Annotated in this window: 14 protein-coding genes; 7 read left to right on the forward strand and 7 right to left on the reverse strand. The window is 72.7% G+C overall.

Translation table 11 applies throughout. From position 1 onward, the window contains the following. The 3 genes from ACQEVS_RS04840 to rph form a co-directional block, all read right to left on the reverse strand. On the reverse strand, positions 1 to 771 hold the full coding sequence (locus ACQEVS_RS04840; protein WP_433015657.1) for a hypothetical protein: 771 nt from the start codon (positions 769 to 771) through the stop codon (positions 1 to 3). Positions 772 to 857: 86 nt separating this feature from the next. After that, positions 858 to 1,694 (reverse strand): vWA domain-containing protein, encoded by an 837-nt coding sequence (locus tag ACQEVS_RS04845; RefSeq protein WP_433015660.1) that lies wholly within the window; start codon positions 1,692 to 1,694, stop codon positions 858 to 860. Between the two features lie 211 nt (positions 1,695 to 1,905). Beyond that, a complete protein-coding gene (gene rph / locus ACQEVS_RS04850) occupies positions 1,906 to 4,533 on the reverse strand; it encodes a rifamycin-inactivating phosphotransferase (protein WP_433015663.1) in 2,628 nt (875 codons plus the stop codon). A 699-nt stretch (positions 4,534 to 5,232) separates the two neighbouring features. Between rph and ACQEVS_RS04855 the strand changes: the two genes are divergently transcribed. The 6 genes from ACQEVS_RS04855 to ACQEVS_RS04880 all read left to right on the forward strand — a co-directional run bounded on the left by ACQEVS_RS04855 (position 5,233) and on the right by ACQEVS_RS04880 (position 9,543). Next, positions 5,233 to 5,958 carry a class I SAM-dependent methyltransferase gene (locus ACQEVS_RS04855; protein WP_433015666.1) on the forward strand — a complete coding sequence of 242 codons (726 nt, stop codon included), beginning with the start codon at positions 5,233 to 5,235 and terminating at the stop codon, positions 5,956 to 5,958. A gap of 5 nt (positions 5,959 to 5,963) precedes the next feature. After that, entirely contained in the window at positions 5,964 to 6,128 is a 165-nt protein-coding gene (locus tag ACQEVS_RS04860) for a hypothetical protein (protein ID WP_433015669.1), read from the forward strand. Between the two features lie 266 nt (positions 6,129 to 6,394). Beyond that, positions 6,395 to 6,796 carry a hypothetical protein gene (locus ACQEVS_RS04865; protein ID WP_185944471.1) on the forward strand — a complete coding sequence of 134 codons (402 nt, stop codon included), beginning with the start codon at positions 6,395 to 6,397 and terminating at the stop codon, positions 6,794 to 6,796. Between the two features lie 190 nt (positions 6,797 to 6,986). After that, complete coding sequence (locus tag ACQEVS_RS04870) at positions 6,987 to 7,883, forward strand: aminoglycoside phosphotransferase family protein (RefSeq protein ID WP_433015673.1); 897 nt, start codon at positions 6,987 to 6,989, stop codon at positions 7,881 to 7,883. 237 nt (positions 7,884 to 8,120) lie between these two features. Next, positions 8,121 to 8,753: a hypothetical protein gene (locus tag ACQEVS_RS04875; protein WP_433015676.1), complete on the forward strand. Its 633-nt coding sequence runs from the start codon at positions 8,121 to 8,123 to the stop codon at positions 8,751 to 8,753. Positions 8,754 to 8,772: 19 nt separating this feature from the next. After that, the gene (locus ACQEVS_RS04880) at positions 8,773 to 9,543 is read left to right on the forward strand and encodes a class F sortase (protein ID WP_433015679.1); all 771 of its coding nucleotides are present in this window, start codon (positions 8,773 to 8,775) and stop codon (positions 9,541 to 9,543) included. Between the two features lie 24 nt (positions 9,544 to 9,567). On the opposite strand, the gene ACQEVS_RS04885 is transcribed toward ACQEVS_RS04880, so the two are convergent. Genes ACQEVS_RS04885 through ACQEVS_RS04895 form a run of 3 tightly spaced genes read right to left on the reverse strand, consistent with a single transcriptional unit; the run spans position 9,568 to position 11,989 of the window. After that, complete coding sequence (locus ACQEVS_RS04885; protein ID WP_433015682.1) at positions 9,568 to 10,455, reverse strand: class I SAM-dependent methyltransferase; 888 nt, start codon at positions 10,453 to 10,455, stop codon at positions 9,568 to 9,570. Between the two features lie 59 nt (positions 10,456 to 10,514). After that, entirely contained in the window at positions 10,515 to 11,363 is an 849-nt protein-coding gene (locus tag ACQEVS_RS04890) for a polyphosphate polymerase domain-containing protein (RefSeq protein ID WP_433015685.1), read from the reverse strand. After that, positions 11,360 to 11,989: a DUF4956 domain-containing protein gene (locus tag ACQEVS_RS04895; protein WP_433015688.1), complete on the reverse strand. Its 630-nt coding sequence runs from the start codon at positions 11,987 to 11,989 to the stop codon at positions 11,360 to 11,362. The genes ACQEVS_RS04890 and ACQEVS_RS04895 overlap by 4 nt, the downstream gene beginning before the upstream one ends. Before the next feature lie 316 nt (positions 11,990 to 12,305). On the opposite strand from ACQEVS_RS04895, the gene ACQEVS_RS04900 reads away from it, so the two are divergent. Beyond that, entirely contained in the window at positions 12,306 to 12,764 is a 459-nt protein-coding gene (locus tag ACQEVS_RS04900) for a DUF779 domain-containing protein (RefSeq protein ID WP_433015691.1), read from the forward strand. A 9-nt stretch (positions 12,765 to 12,773) separates the two neighbouring features. Here the strand turns inward: ACQEVS_RS04900 and ACQEVS_RS04905 are convergent, their stop codons facing one another. Continuing rightward, positions 12,774 to 14,996 carry a putative bifunctional diguanylate cyclase/phosphodiesterase gene (locus ACQEVS_RS04905; protein WP_433015694.1) on the reverse strand — a complete coding sequence of 741 codons (2,223 nt, stop codon included), beginning with the start codon at positions 14,994 to 14,996 and terminating at the stop codon, positions 12,774 to 12,776. Between the last annotated feature and the right edge of the window lie 144 nt (positions 14,997 to 15,140).

Raw genomic sequence — 15,140 nt, forward strand, 5'->3', positions numbered from 1 at the left:
TCACCGTCCTTCGAAATCGATCCGTACGACGGCCACATCGTCGTTGCGCAGCTCCTGACGATCCCTGAGACCGTCCAGCCAGTCGATGAAACCGCTCAGGTCCTCGGGCCCGGAAAACTCCAGCAACTGGCTTACGGCGACATCCCGGTCAGGGGACGACAGGAACCATGCCGCCAATGCGTCCGTCATCAGGAGCAGCCGGTCGCCGGGCTGGCATCGGCCTTCGGTGAACCGAGTACGGCAGGCCAGCAGTGCCGCGTCATGGTTTCGACTGCCGAAGAGATCCGGCGCGGTGCCGAATTCTTCGGCCGTTTCCACCGGAAACGCTTGTACCAGCCGGTCGTCGCGCAGGTGAAACAGGCAACTGTCGCCCAGTGCGGCCGCTCGCCAGCGCCACGCGGGCCCGGACTCCTCGGAGCCCGCGTTCGATCCCCGACCGGGTTCCGGATCGACGCGCACGGCGAGTAGGGTCGCGTAGGCGCCTTCGGCGAGCTTGTTGTGCTCGTACCACTTCAGTGGGCGCCCTTCCGCCACGCGCGCCTGTGTGTACTGCACGAGCCAGGGATCCCACTGAGCCACCGTCGACGACGCGAACTCCTCGAAGGCCGGGCCCCCGGCCAGCAGGTCCGGATGCTCCATGGCGTGTTCGGCCGCCGCGCGGGACAGCAGCCGGGCCCAGTCCCTGGCCAGAACGCTCTCTGTCGCGCCGTCACAGATGCCTGCGGTCAGCGGTTGCCGCAGCATCTGGTCGTGTGGGTGGTCGGGAAGCACGACGACGGAATCCTCGCATTCCTCGTCCGTGCTCCCGCACTTGGGTGCTACGAGGTGCGTGACGAACACGCAGGGAGGCGGTGCCGTCACCGCAGTTCGGTGGCGCGCGTACCGATGTCGAGGAACTGCACGACCGTGGTGATGTCCGCGTTGTAGACAAAACCTCGGGTGGTCTCGCTGACGCGCATGCCCTGGGATGCGGCGTAGGAACGCATATGAGTGGGCAAAGGGCTCGACATGGAGAACAGTGTGCGGGCGTAGCTGTCGGGAAGGCCGTCCGCGCTGTCGGGGAAGGCGGTGGGTGTTCCCCCCGCCGCGGAGACGTGCAAGTTGAACAGCAACGCCGCACCGTCGGCCGTGGCGTGCGAGGTGATGGCCTCGGCTGCCGCAGTCGGGTCTCCATCCGTCGACTCCCCGTCCGTCAAGTTGATGACGATGGGCGGGAAGCCGGCGGGGTAGCGTTCGGTCCAGTCGGCGACGAGGTTCTCCGCGTACTGGAGAGCCCGGTTCATCGGGGTTCCACCGTGGGCAACCGGGTCCATCCAGAGCGGAAAGTTGACCACGGTCTCCACCAGACCACCCGCGCCGTCGGGCACCTTCTTGCTGCGCTCGTCGACACGGGCAGGGTTGTCCGCCACCTCACTGAGGGGAACGATGTCCCGTCCGGCGAGTGCGCCGGCGAAAGCCGAACCGACGGTGGCGCCGTAACCGATGACTGCGACGTGGAAGTAGTCGCGAACGCCTTCCTCCTTCGCGCACTTGACTGAAAGCTCGGTGAGGAGCCGGTTGATGGCATCAGCCACGACATCGGCCTTCTGCTGCGGTACCTCACCGCCGATGGGGTCGCTCATGGAGGTCGACTGATCGACGAGGAAAACGATGCTCGCCGGGTTGTTGCGGCTGATCTCTGCCGTATAGGGCATGTCGGGCTCCTGCCGGACTGCGAGAATTTCGGTCGTGGGAGGAGCCAGTACGGCATGCGGATGCGTCGGTGACTCCGCGCGCACGCCGAGTCACCGTAGGTCCCCCGATCGCATGGTAGTACGAGATGTTGATGCAGGGGTGGATGCGCTCAAACGCTCTCGCCGAGATCCTGCCCCCGAGATCCACTTCGGTTCTTCCCGGTCCGGTCGGTCACGGCAGAATTTCGACGTACCCATCGGTTCCGTGCACACGGATGCGCTGCCCGTCCCGGATCAGCCGGGTGGCCCGTTCCACGCCCACGACGGCCGGCAGGCCGTACTCCCGGGCGACCACCGCGCCGTGGGTCATCAGGCCGCCCACCTCCGTCACCAGGCCCGCGATTCCGACGAACAGCGGTGACCAGCTGGGGTCGGTGAAGGCGGTGACCAGGATGTCGCCCGCTTCGAGGTCGGCGTCCGCCATGTCGAGGATGACGCGGGCCCTGCCCTCGACGGTCCCGGCGGAGACCGGCAGGCCGATCAGGGCGCCGGGCGGCGCGTCGTCGCGCCGGTACGCGCCGGTGACGGCCTCGCCGTCCGACGTGAGAACTCGGGGAGGGGTGAGCGCGTGGTACGAGCGGAACGCGTCCTTGCGCCGCCGGACGAGCCGGCCGTCCAGCCGGTGCGTGCGCACGACGTCGTGGAGTTCCCGGAAGGTGAGGTAGAAGATGTCCTCCTTCTCGGCGAGCACGCCGGCCCGCACGAGACGGCCCGCCTCCTCCAACAGGGCCTGTTTGTAGGCGAAGTAGCGGCTGACGATGTCGTACTTCGGGTACTCCCGGTATCCGATGAAGGTCCTGACGCGGTCGATCATCCGCTTGGTCTCGTCGGCCTTCCGGTCCCCGTCCGGCAGGGCCCGCAAGCGCGACAGTACGTCCCGTTCCTTCTCCTCCGCCTTCCGCCGCCCCTGTTCGAAGCGCCGCCCGGCGGCGCCCGGTTCGAAGTTCCTGACGCTGTCGAGGATGACGGGCACGAGCGTGGTGGGACGTTCGCGCCAACGCGGCCTCGTGATGTCGATCTCGCCGACGCAGCGCATGCCGTACCGGTCGAGATAGGCCGCGATGGCGTCGCGCGCTTCGGTCCCGCCCGGCAGCTTCGGCAACTCGTCGAGGAAATCGTCGTCCTCCACGCCCTTCAGGAACGCCACCACCTCCGGCCACGGGCGGATCACGTCCGCGACGTCGAGCAGCGCCAGCCCCATCTCCGACGTGACGTTGCCGGGGGCGGACAGGGTGAGCGTGTCGGCCGCGCTCTTCTCCCCCAGCCACTCCTCCAGCTTGTCGTTGAGCCACCACGTGGCTTCCATCCCCGCCGTGATCACCCGCATGCTCAGCGGATCGCCGAGGACCCGCTTGTGCTCCTCGAACGCCTCCGGCAGGTAGTCGAACAACGCCGGTCCGGTCTTCGTCCGGATGTCGCGCTCCAGGGTGGCGAGGGACGCCCGGCTGCGCCGGATCAGCTCGGTGACGATGGCCGGATCGTTCTCGAGCGGGGCGGGCGCGCCACCGGCCGACGCGCCGACGGCCGACGCACCGCCGGCCGGTGGCCTGCCGGGAGCCGCGTCCGGGAGCGACGCGACGAAGTCGTCGCGGTCGAGGACGGTCTCCAGCGCGTCCCTGACCAGCGGATCGCCCCTGCCCATGACGTCCAGGAGGGCGGCGCGGCTCGCGGGCGAGGCCAGGCGCCGGGTGACGTCGACGAACAGCCTCCCCCCGGCCTCGTGCATGGGCACCATGGCCGTCAGCCGCCACATGGAGAGGCCCAGGGGCCTCATGGGGTCCGTCATCATCTGCCCGTGCCCGACGGAGACGTAGACGTGGTTCTCCTGGTCACCGGTCTCGGGGACGGGGAACAGCGTGGTGATCGGCCGGCTCTGGACGATGTGGAAGCCGTCGTCGGCCAGGCACCACTCGATGTCCTGCGGACGGCCGAAGTGCGCTTCGATCCGCCGTCCGAGCCGCACGAGCCGCACGGCCTCCGCGTCCGTCAGCGCCGGCTGCTCCCGCTGCCGGGCGTCGACCGCCGCCTCCCGCGTACCACCACCGGGCAGGGCGTGAACGGCGCGCCGTTTCGCGGCGATCGTCCTGGCGACGACCTCGTCGTCCCGCACCTTGAGGACGTCCGGGTTCACCAGGCCGGAGACCAGGGCCTCACCGAGGCCGAAGCCGGCGTCCACGGTGGCGACCTTCCGGTTTCCCGTGACGGGGTCGGCCGTGAACAGGATGCCGGCCGAGCGCGGGAAGACCATCCGCTGGACGACCACGGCCATGCGGACCGTACGGTGGTCGATGCCGTTCCGCCGGCGGTAGGTCACGGCCCGCTCGGTGAACAGCGAGGCCCAGCACCGGCTGACGTGCCGGAGGACCGCCGCCGGTCCCACGACGTTCAGGTACGTGTCCTGCTGGCCGGCGAAGGAGGCCGTCGGCAGGTCCTCCGCCGTGGCGCTGGACCGGACGGCGCAGGCGGCCTGCTCGCCGAGCCGGGCGAGCGCCCGGGTGATCGCCGCCGCGACATCGTCCGGGACGGCGATCCCTTCGATGGTGCGGCGGATCTCCGCGCTGAGCGTGCGGACCGCCTCCCGGTCGTCCGGGTCCACGCGCGCCAGCCGATCGAGCGGACCGTCGATCGACGGCGCTTCCGCGATGATTCGCCGGAAGGCGTCCGTCGTCACACAGAACCCGTCCGGCACGCGGATGCCGTCGATCCGCGACAGCGCGCCCAGGTGGGCGCCTTTGCCGCCGACGACAGCGGTCAGCGTCTCGTCGGCCTCCCGGAGGTCCAGCACGTACCGCTCGCTCATCGCGCCACCTCCGGGGCGGCCGTGCTCCGTCGTACCGCGGCGGCCGGTCGCTTCACCGGCGTCTCCCGCGCTGTCCCGGCCTTCTGCGTCGACAACAGCACATCCATGTCTTGCGCCCCATTTCCGCGGCTTGTGGCATCGGCCGACGATTCTGCGCCACCACCGGGGCCTTGCCGCAAGCCCCCCGGTGCGCTATATGTTGAGAGTGGCGAGGAGAGGCTTCTCCTCGCTTTTTCACTGCCCGGCGTCTTTTCACTGCCCGGCGCCGCCGAAGCCCTTGGCATCGAACGCCGTGCCTCCCGGAACTCGCCCTCGCCCGCGCGTCGTTGTCCCGGCGTACGGAGGCGAACGCCGGCAAACGATTCGCGCGCGCCCCCTCCGCCCCTTGATTCCCGAATTCACCGGCTTCGAAATGGTGCTCGCTCCGCCCGGCGACGGAGCGGCGGAACGTGACGTCGGAGGCCCGCCCGCCGGCCGACCGGGCCCGGTTCCACGCGGGGTTTTTCCGGTGTATGAGTGAAGACCTCGGCGCCGTACGCCACATCCCCCCGGCTGCCCGGTCACCGCTCGACCGGCAGCCGGATGGCGGACGCGCACGTCCGCCCTGGGCCCGGGGCCGCCCCGGGCCGAGCACGGTGCGTCGAGTTCGCCGGCACCGCGAGGAACCAACCGGCACCGCGAGGACCCAAGGGGAAGACGATGGACCACGACCGGCTGGCCGCTTCCTACAGCGACTCCAATCCCTTCTTCCGCCTGCTCCGGCACATGGGGTGGGGCGCGCTGGTCAACCTCGGCTACTACACCCTCCCCACGCTGCCGGCGCTCGTCAGCGGTGTGGCGTTCTTCCAGCGTCAACTGGAGACACGGAGCCTGACGCTGCTCCAGGCGCGCGCCGGCCACCGGGTGCTGGACGCCTGCTGCGGGCGCGGTCACACCACGGCCCGCCTGGGGGCGGCGGGCTGCGCCGCCCTCGGGGTGGACATCAGCGCCCAGCAGATCGCGCAGGCCCGCCGCCGGTACGGCGGGGCGCCGAATACCGACTTCGCCGTAGCCGACGTCACGTCCCGCCCCTGGTGGGCGCCGGGCTTCACCGTGCCGGAGGCGTCGTTCGACCGGGTGCACTGCCTCGAAGCGGCCTTCCACTTCACCCCGGCCGGCCGCCGGACGTTCCTGACCGAGTCGTTCAGGGCACTGTGTCCGGGGGCCGCATGGTCCTGGTCGACTTCACCTGGCTCACCGCGGACCCGGACACGATCCGACAACTCGATCCGCGGGGCCTGGTACGGGCCGCCTGGCAGATCGAGGGCATCGAGCCGCTGGCACGCTACCGGGCACACGCGGAGCGGGCCGGGTTCGCGGTCCGGCGCACGCTCGACTGGACCCGTCCGGTCGTCGGGCACTCCATGCGCCTGGGCACGTTGCTGACGCGCATGGCGGCGACCCAGGGTGGCCGCGGCATGCTGTGCCTGCGCTGGCCCGGGCTGCGGGAGTTCGGCGAAGCCGACTGGCGGGCCGTCATCGCCACCATCGACGCGCACCAGTCGGTGGCGCGCGGTGTGCGCTATTCGGCTTTCGTGCTCGAAAAGCCGGGCTGAGGGCGCTCGGCCCTCCCGGTGGGCGGCCGGCCGGGAGACCGCTCGCACGGCGGCATGGGGGCCGAACGGGTGGAGCGACCGGCGCGGCCGCGGAGCGACAGGGCGTCCCGGTTCCCGGCGATTCGGGCCCTCCCGTACGAAAACGGCCCCCGTACGGAATCGCCCCGCCCGCCACGAACGATGGAGCGCCCTTATCTGAATTGGCGTCAACTGCCCCGGCTCCACTAGAATTTGAGCGCATACCGGCAAAAGGAAAGGCGCCGTCCATGGGCACCAAATTCATCGAGGTAGACGAAACCCACAAGGGTCAGCCCAACGTGGAGGAGGGGGTGAAGACGATCGAGGTCGGTGGTCAGACGATCACGACGCCGATTTACGTGCAGCGCATCGATTTCGACGACCTCGCCCCCGAGGTCACCGACAACCTGACCACGGTCAAGTTCGCGGTGACGGTTCCCGAGGAAATGGAGGACCTTACCGGGGAGGTGGACGAGGACGGTTCGCCGGTGACGGAAATCAAGGAAATCCAGGTGCCCAAGTGGCTCGAAGTCGACCTGGGTCCCGAATCCCTGAAGCAGTACGAAGAAGCGATGGCCCCCTTCTTCGCCGCGGCCCGCGAGACCGAGGCCCCGCTCATCCCCGCGCCCCGCAAGCGCCGGAAGAAGTGACCTCACGCCCCTCTCCCCGCCACCGGGAGAGGGGCTTCGTCGCCCCCGAGGGGACCCGCCGGCCCGAGGGGTCCCGTCGCTCCCGAAACCCCCTCCACCCCTGAGGGTTTCGCCGATCGGTCCGCCCCCGCGCGCCGCGCCGGGAAAAGCGGTTGACCTCCTCCCGCACCCACCGGTCGGATGACCCCCCATGAGCATCGACGACGACCTCGTCCGCCGGCTGGTCGCCGGGCGGTTTCCGCGCTGGGCGGGCCTGCCGGTGGAGCGGCTGCCGTCCGGGGGCACGGTCAACGCCGTGTACCGGCTGGGCGACGAGCTGCTGGTCCGGTTGCCGTTGGCCGAGGGCGGCGTCGCGGACCTCCTGCGGGAGCGCGAGTGGCTGCCGCTCCTGGCGCCCCGGCTGCCCGTCGCCGTGCCCGAGGTGGTCGGGGCCGGGGAGCCCGCCGAGGGGTATCCGTGGCCGTGGTCGGTGTACCGGTGGCTGCCGGGGCGGGTCCCCGAGGAGGGGTCACTCGACGATCCGATGGGGCTCGCCGCGGACCTGGCCGGGTTCGTGGCGGCGATGCGGGGCCTCGGCCTGCCCGGGACGCCGCCGCGGGCACACCGCGGCGGACCGCTCGACGCGCTCGACGCGGCGACCCGGGCCGCGGTGGACGCGCTGCGCCGGACCCCCGAGGAGGACGTCGACGGCGACGCCGCGCTCGCCGTCTGGGAGGACGCGCTGGGCGCCCCCGGCGAGGCCGGGCCGCCGGTGTGGCTGCACGCCGACCTGATGCCGGGCAACCTCCTGGTGGCCGGGGGCCGGCTGGCGGCCGTCATCGACTTCGGGTGCGCGGGGACGGGCGACCCGGCCTGCGACCTGTTCCCCGCGTGGAACCTGCTCCCGTCCGCCGCCCGCGAGGTCTTCCGCGACGCGCTCGGCGTGGACGACGCCGCCTGGCGCCGCGGCCGCGGCCGGGCCCTCTCCCAGGCCCTGATCGCCCTCCCCCACTACCGGACGTCCAACCCGGCGATGACGCGGAACGCCCGGCACGTCCTCCGGGCGGTCCTGACGGAGGACCGGGCCGGCAGTCCTCAAACCGCCTGAGATGCAAGGGCGTTGGGGCAGCGGCTCCCGCGCTGTCCCCCCGCCCCGCCGACACGCCCGACACGCCCGGTCCTCCGCCGGGGCCCCGAGAACCCCCGAAGCCCCTATGTTCAGCCCCTTTCCGGCGTGTCCTTCCCCCGCTCGGACCAGCCGCGTCACCGAATGGAGCAATACGGCTACCCTCCGGATGCCGCCGGGAGGGTGCCGGGTGAACCTCGGATCAAGGAGGTACACCCAATGAAGTCAATTCGTACCGCTCTCTGCGGCACTCTGACGGCGGTCGCCGTCTGTGCGGCACCCGCCGCCGCCTACGCCCTCGAAGCCCCCTCGGTCCCCTCGGCCGGCCAGGTCGTCAAGCACGGCGACCACGACCGCGACCACGGTGACCGTGACCACGGCCGGGACGACGACCACGGCCGCGACCACGACGGCCGGGACGACGACCACGACCGGAACAAGGGGCGTGACCACGACGACGGCTGGAACGAGGACCGCGGTCGTGACGGACACGACGACCACGGCAAGGAAGACGACCACGGCCGCAGCCACGAAGGCCGGGACGACGACCACGGCCGTGACCGCGACCACGGGCGGGACGACGACCACGGTCGCGACCACGGCCGTGACCACGAGGGCCGGGGTCACCACGAGGACCACGGCCGGCACCACGGCGACCACGACCACGGCCGCGACCACCACGGTCGTCCGCACGGTCCGTCGCACGCGGGTGGCGGTGCCACCGCACCGGTGGCCGCCGCGGAGTCGTCGTCCGTCGACACCCCCGTGCTCATCCTCGCGGGTGCCACGGCCGGTATCGCGGGTGGTCTGATCTGGTCCCGTCGCCGGGCCTCCCGCACGGTCAAGCAGTAACAGGGAGCGGACCGGAGACATGTCAGAAAAGCGCACAGGTGGTTTCGGCCGCCTGCTGACAGGGGCGGCCTGGGTGGCACTTCTGCTGGCCCTCTGGCTATGGGGCCATGACATCGCCGAGGAGCCGATATCCACGGCTCCGGTCACCGGTGACGTCAAGCCCTCGGGCCGCCCTCCCGCGCATGGCCTGCTCCCGGCGCACTCACCGCTGCCGGTAGCGGCCCCGCAGACCCTGGCCATCAGGGCCATGGGTCTGCGGGCCCCCATCGAAGGGCACGGCCTCGACCCCCAGGGCGGGGTCGAGGCCCCCTCGTACGACCGGCCCAACACCGTCGCCTGGTACAAGGACGGGCCGGCGCCCGGTGCCGTCGGGGCCGCCGTGCTCGTCGGGCACGTCGACACCAAGACCTCGCGGGGCGTCTTCTTCGAACTGAGCACCGCGAAGCCGGGTCTGAAGGTGAACGTCGTCCGGAAGGACGGCAGCACCGCCGAGTTCACCGTCGAGGACGTCACCGTCGTCCCCCGGGACCACTTCGACGCCGACAAGGCGTACGGTCCCAAGGACCCCAAGCGCGCCGAGCTGCGCCTCGTCACCTGCGGCGGCGAGTACGACCGCGGGCGGCACGAGTACACGGCCAACGTGGTGGTGTCCGCCTACCTCACCGGGACGACCGGCGCCCCCGCCGCCCCGTCACCGGCCGGCAAGCCCGCCGGGAAACCGGCCCGGCCGGCCGAGCCGGCGCAACCCCCGGAGCAGGCCGACGAGGGCGACGACCCCGACGCGTCCTGACGTCCGGCAGGCGAACCCTCGGCATCAGCCCGCCCGCCGCCGCGCCCGCAGCGCGAACAGGTGCGGCACCCGGGGCTCCGCGTCCGGCAGCCGCCACCAGCCGCCCGGGTCCCGGACCATGCCGGGCAGCCGGGGCCAGGGCAACAGCTCGGTCTCGCGCAGCACTTCGAGCTTCAGCCCGGCCCCGAGGACGGCCCCGACCGTCTCCCCGAGCCCGTGCCGCCACTCGTAGCTGGTCACGGCCTCCCGGAGCGGGGGGCCGTCGGTGTACGTGCGGGGGTTGTCACCGCGGATCGGCCCCCGGCCCTCCAGGTAGTCGTGGCGCAGCAGCAGCCCCTCCTCGCCGGGCGCCGGGACCGGCCCCAGGGCGTTGAGCAGCGGGTGGAACTCGACCAGGTACAGGACGCCGCCGGGCCGGAGCAGCCGGGCGACCACGTCCGCCCAGGCCGGCAGGTCGGGGAGGTAGCAGAGCGCGCCCTTGCCGGTGTAGACGACGTCGAACCGGCGTCCACCGAGCGCTTCGACGGCCCGGTGGACGTCGGCCCGGACGTACTCGACGTCCCGGCCGCGCTCGGCGGCGAGCCGGCGGGCCTCCTCCACGGCGGCCGCCGAGAAGTCGAGGCCGACGGTGCGGGCGCCCCGGTCGGCGAAGGCGTGGGTCTCGGTGCCGAGGTGGCACTGGAGGTGGAGGACGTCGCGGCCGGCCAGGTCGCCGAGGTCGGTCCACTCGAAGGGGGCGAACCAGTCGTCGGCGGTCCGGGAGCCGTCCAGTCCGTAGAAGTCGCTGGCGACGTGGACGGGGGTGCGGGCGTCCCAGTTGCGCTCGTTGGCGCGCAGCATCTCCTCGGTGCCGGGCGGAAGTTCACCGAGCGGCCGTTCGCCGGACGCGGTCGTGCGGTCGTCTGCCGTCATGGGACCCTCCTGCCGCCGGATGCCGTCATGGGCCTTCCTACCACCGCCGGGCACCCCGATCACCCCGCCGGCCGGCGAGGAGAAGCCGGCGGGGAGAAGGCGAGGGCGGCGGCGCGGCGCCAGCGGTTGCCGGGGAGGGCGGGGCGGAGCGCGGCGAGGGCGCCGCAGTACTTGGTGAAGACGGCGGGCCGGACGCCGTGGGCGTGCAGCAGCCGGTCGGCGTCGGTCAGCCGGCCGGTGCCCTTGGTCTCGACGAGCACGAGGCCGGGGGCGCAGCGCACGGCGGCGCCGGTCCGGCGGTCGGTGCAGACGAGGCCGGCGTCGCAGGTGACGCGTTCGCCGTCGGCGACCAGGGTGGCGCGCAGGTAGTCGGTGGTGACCGAGGGGGTGAGGTCCGGCGGGGCGGTGATGCCGTAGGCGGTGCGCAGGGTGGTGTCCAGCCAGGCGCGGTACGCCGGGTCGAGCGGGCCGGCGTCGCCGGTGAGCGGGAGCCGGTGTTTGACGGTGTCGCCCCGGCCGCCCTTGAGCTTGAGCTCGAACTGCCGCTCCCCGCTGTCCCGGTAGACCCGTTCGCGGATCTTGAAGCGCTGCCGGCGGCCCTGCCGGTGCTCGTGGAAGGAGCGCAGGCCGGGGGTGTCGTAGTAGACGGAGTGGTAGTGGAAGGCCCGTCTGCCGTCGATGGCGAGGACGCGGTAGGCGCCGCCGGGCCGGTGCGGGGCGGTGAGGAGGGCGACCAGGTCGGTGAGCAGCCGGGCGGGCACCAGGTAGCCGCGGTCGAAGCGGGTGAGCAGGCCGGAGCGCGCGTTGACCTCGGCGAGGGAGATCGGCCGGGCGGCACCGACGACCCGCTCCAGGGGGTGCGGTGTGCGCGGGCCCGGGACGGCGGGGGCCGGGGCGGCGGTGCTCACGCGGCCTCCCAGGCGTGCGCGTCGCGCACCGACGGGCGGGTGGCGGGGGCCTGTTGGGCGGTGCCGGGCCGGAACTCGCGGTAGCGGACGTCGACGACCATGAGGTCGCGGACGTAGTCGATCTCGGTGACGGTCCAGTGCAGCGGTTCGCCGAGGCGGCGGCCGAGTTCGGCGCGGAGGGCGGCGGGGTCGGTGAGCACGACGTCGAGGGTGACGACGCTGCGGCGGGCGCGGGTGAGCAGCCGCGGGTGGTCGGCGACGTACACGACGAGCAGCAGGACGGCGCTCAGCATGGCCGCGTAGCCCAGGCCGAGGTGCGGCAGGCCGCAGAGCAGGCCGAGGACGAGGGTGCTGAAGTAGTAGGCGACCTCCTCGTGCTGCACGGCGTCGGAGCGCAGCCGGATGATGGACAGGACGCCGAAAAGGCCGAAGCCGAGCGCGGTGCCGCCCTTGGCGCCCACCTCGGCGAGCGCCGCCACGACGGAGAACAGGGCGACGTTCAGGGCGAGATAGGCGGGGACGAGGTCCCGCCGCCGGTGTCGCGGATGGTAGATCGCGAATGTCAGCAGGCATACCGCGAGCAGGTCGAGACCCAGGTGGGCGGCGAGATCACGCACGGATTCCACGGCTTCTTCCTCCCTGTGCTGCTGCGCCGGTCGGCGCGACTCCAGGGAAACGATGGGTGAACGGAAGGACTCCTCCGGGTCCATTCGAGCGAACCGTGCGGGTCCTTGACGGCGGAGCGGCGGAGCTGGCCGGATCCGGTGGGTTCCCGTCGTGATCGGCGCCCTTGCGGCGGGGGGAGCGGCTGTGCCGGATGGGTCGCGGGGCCCGTCCCGGTGCGGCCGGCGGGCCTCTGGCGATCAGCGGCGGGGCCGGGGCAGGCTGAGGCCCGCGGAACGGATATGCGACCCGCATAAACGAACGTTCGAGGAGGGACCCGTGACCCCGACCCGACCGCACCCGGACGCCCCCGGGCGCGTCGCCCTCGCCCCGGCGGCGGCCCGGCTGCTCCGGCGGCTGCGCCGCAAGCACGGGCCGCTGATGTTCCACCAGTCCGGCGGCTGCTGCGACGGCAGTTCGCCCATGTGCTACCCGCGCGGCGAGTTCCGCACCGGCGGCAGCGACGTGCTCCTCGCCGAGCTGGCCGTCGAGGGGGTGGCCGAGCCGATCGGCTTCTGGATGGCGGCGGACCAGTTCGAGCGCTGGCGGCACACCCACCTCACCGTGGACGTGGTGCCGGGACGCGGCAGCGGCTTCTCGCTGGAGGCCTCGGAGGGCGTCCGCTTCCTGATCCGCTCGCGGCTGCTGACGGACGCGGAGGCGCGACTGCTCGGCCCGGCCGCCGACGGCGGGCCGGGCACCGGCGGCTCCCGGGACGGAGGCCCGGGGACGGGCTGAACGGCCGGGTCAGGACGCGGCGTCCGCCAGCGACAGCGTGTGCAGCCGCTCCGGCGGGCCGGGCCGGGCGTAGTACCAGCCCTGGGCCGTCTCGCAGCCCAGTATCCGCAGGTGGTCCGCCTGGGTGCCGGTCTCCACGCCCTCCACCGTCACCGACAGGTCCAGGGTGTGGGCGAGCGAGACGATCCCCTCGACGATCTTCACATCGACGGGATCGGCGGGCGCGCGCTGCATGCCGCGGGTGAAGGAACGGTCGAGCTTGAGCGTGCTGACCGGCAGCCGGCGCAGGTAGGACAGGTTGGAGTAGCCGGTGCCGAAGTCGTCGAGGGCGATGTCCACGCCCAGGTCGGCGAGTTGCCGCAGCGGGCGGAGCTGCTCCTCGTCGGCGCCGATGAGGGCGTTCTCGGTGACCTCCAGGCAGAGCGCCGACGGGTCGAGGCCGGCGTTGTCGAGGACGGCGATGGTCTCGGCGACGAGCGAGGGGTAACGCAGCTGCGAGGGTGAGAGGTTGACGTTGACGCGCAGCGGCACCCGGCAGCGGCCGTCGCTGCGCCAGGCGCGGGCCTGCCGGGCCGCCTCCTCCAGGACCCAGCGACCGAGCGGGACGATCAGCCCGGTGCTCTCGGCGAGCGGGATGAACTGGTCCGGGCCGAGCACCCCGTGCACCGGGTGCAGCCAGCGGACGAGCGCCTCGGCGCCGCGCACGGTGCCGTCGGAGAGCCGGACCAGCGGCTGGTACTCGATGAAGAACTCGCCGTTCTCCAGGGCGCCGGGCAGGCAGTTGGTGAGGTCGTGCCGGGCGATGGCCCGGGCGTCGGAGTCGGCGTCGGCGAGCTCGTAGCGGTTGCCGCCGGCGGCCTTGGCCCGGTACATGGTGATGTCGGCGCTGCGCAGCACCTCGGCGGCGTCCGCCTCGCCGGGGCGGCCGTCGACGATGCCGATGCTGGCGCGGACGGACAGGTGGCGGCCGTCGAGGTGGACGGGGTCGGCGAGGGCGGCGAGCATCCGGCGGGCGAGGGCGGTGACGTCGCGCTGGGCGCTGGGGCCGGTGGTGAGGGCCACGAACTCGTCGCCGCCCAGCCGGGCCACCAGTTCGTCGGGCCCGGTGGTGCAGGCGCGCAGCCGCTCGGCGACGGCGACGAGGAGCTGGTCGCCGACGGCGTGGCCGAGGCTGTCGTTGACGGCCTTGAAGCCGTCGATATCGAGGTAGCAGAGGCCGAAGTGGCTGTCGGGGCCCAGGGGGCCGCCGGGGTCCAGGGTGCGGTCGAGGCGCTCGAAGAAGAGGGTGCGGTTGGGCAGGCCGGTGAGGTCGTCGTGGGTGGCCTGGTGGCGGAGGCGCTCGTGCAGTTCGCGGCGCTCGGTGATGTCCTCCATCAGCGCCAGCTGGTACTGGGGGCGGCCGGTGGCGTCGCGCAGCAGGGAGACCGTCAGGTCGGTCCACAGGACGGTGCCGTCGCCGCGGTAGTAGGGCTTCTCCACGCGGTAGTGGTCGCGGTCGCCGCGGACCAGCTCGGCGTAGAGGCCCCAGACCTCGGGCGAGTCGTCGGGGTGGACGAGCTCGCCGACGTTGCGGCCGGCCACGGGGCGGTCGATGCTGCCGAACATCCGGCAGAGCGCCTCGTTGACGTCGGTGATGTGCCCGTCGACGTCGGCGATGCCGACCCCGATGGCCGCGCCCTCGAAGACCGCGCGGAACCGCTCCTCGCTGGTGTGCAGGGCCTGTTCGGTCTCGGCCCGGGCGGCGAGGGCGGCGCGGGAGATGGCCTCCTGCTCGGCGAGGGCGCGTTCGCGGAGCTCGGCGGCGAAGCCGGCGGCGAGGGCGTGCTGGAGGCGGGTGCAGCGGGCGCGGCACTCGTCGGCGGGGACCGCGTCGTCCGGCGGGCAGTAGAGCAGCAGGTAGGCGTCGACGGCGCCGAGGACCAGCGGGAGGGTGGCGGGGTCGGTGCAGTGCCCGCGGACCAGGGCGGCGCCGACCTCGGTACCGGGGGCGGGGTCGAACGTCCGGGCGTGCAGCGCGTCGCGGAGCCGGGCGGCCAGCGGGACCAGGAAGCGCTCGAACTCCGGGCGGGTCAGCGGGGTGGACGCGGCCGGGTGGACGGCCCGGCTCCACAGCGCGGCGAACCGCCGCAGCCGCTCGTCCTGCGCCGCGCTGTCACCGGTGGAGTACGGGGCGGGGTACGGGAGCGGCTCGGCGGTGCCGTGCAGGGTGCGGCCGTTCGAGGTGCCGGTCACGGCTTGCGCCCCACACCGGCCACTCCGGCGAACCCCGCGGTGAAGACGGGGTCGGCGTCGTGGTCCGGGTCCGCGGCGTCCCCGGTTTTCCCGGCGCCGCGCGCCTCCGCCTCACCATGCGCACCACGCGCGCCCGCCGCACCG

The organism is Streptomyces sp. CA-181903 (assembly GCF_050937075.1).
Classification (GTDB): domain Bacteria; phylum Actinomycetota; class Actinomycetes; order Streptomycetales; family Streptomycetaceae; genus Streptomyces.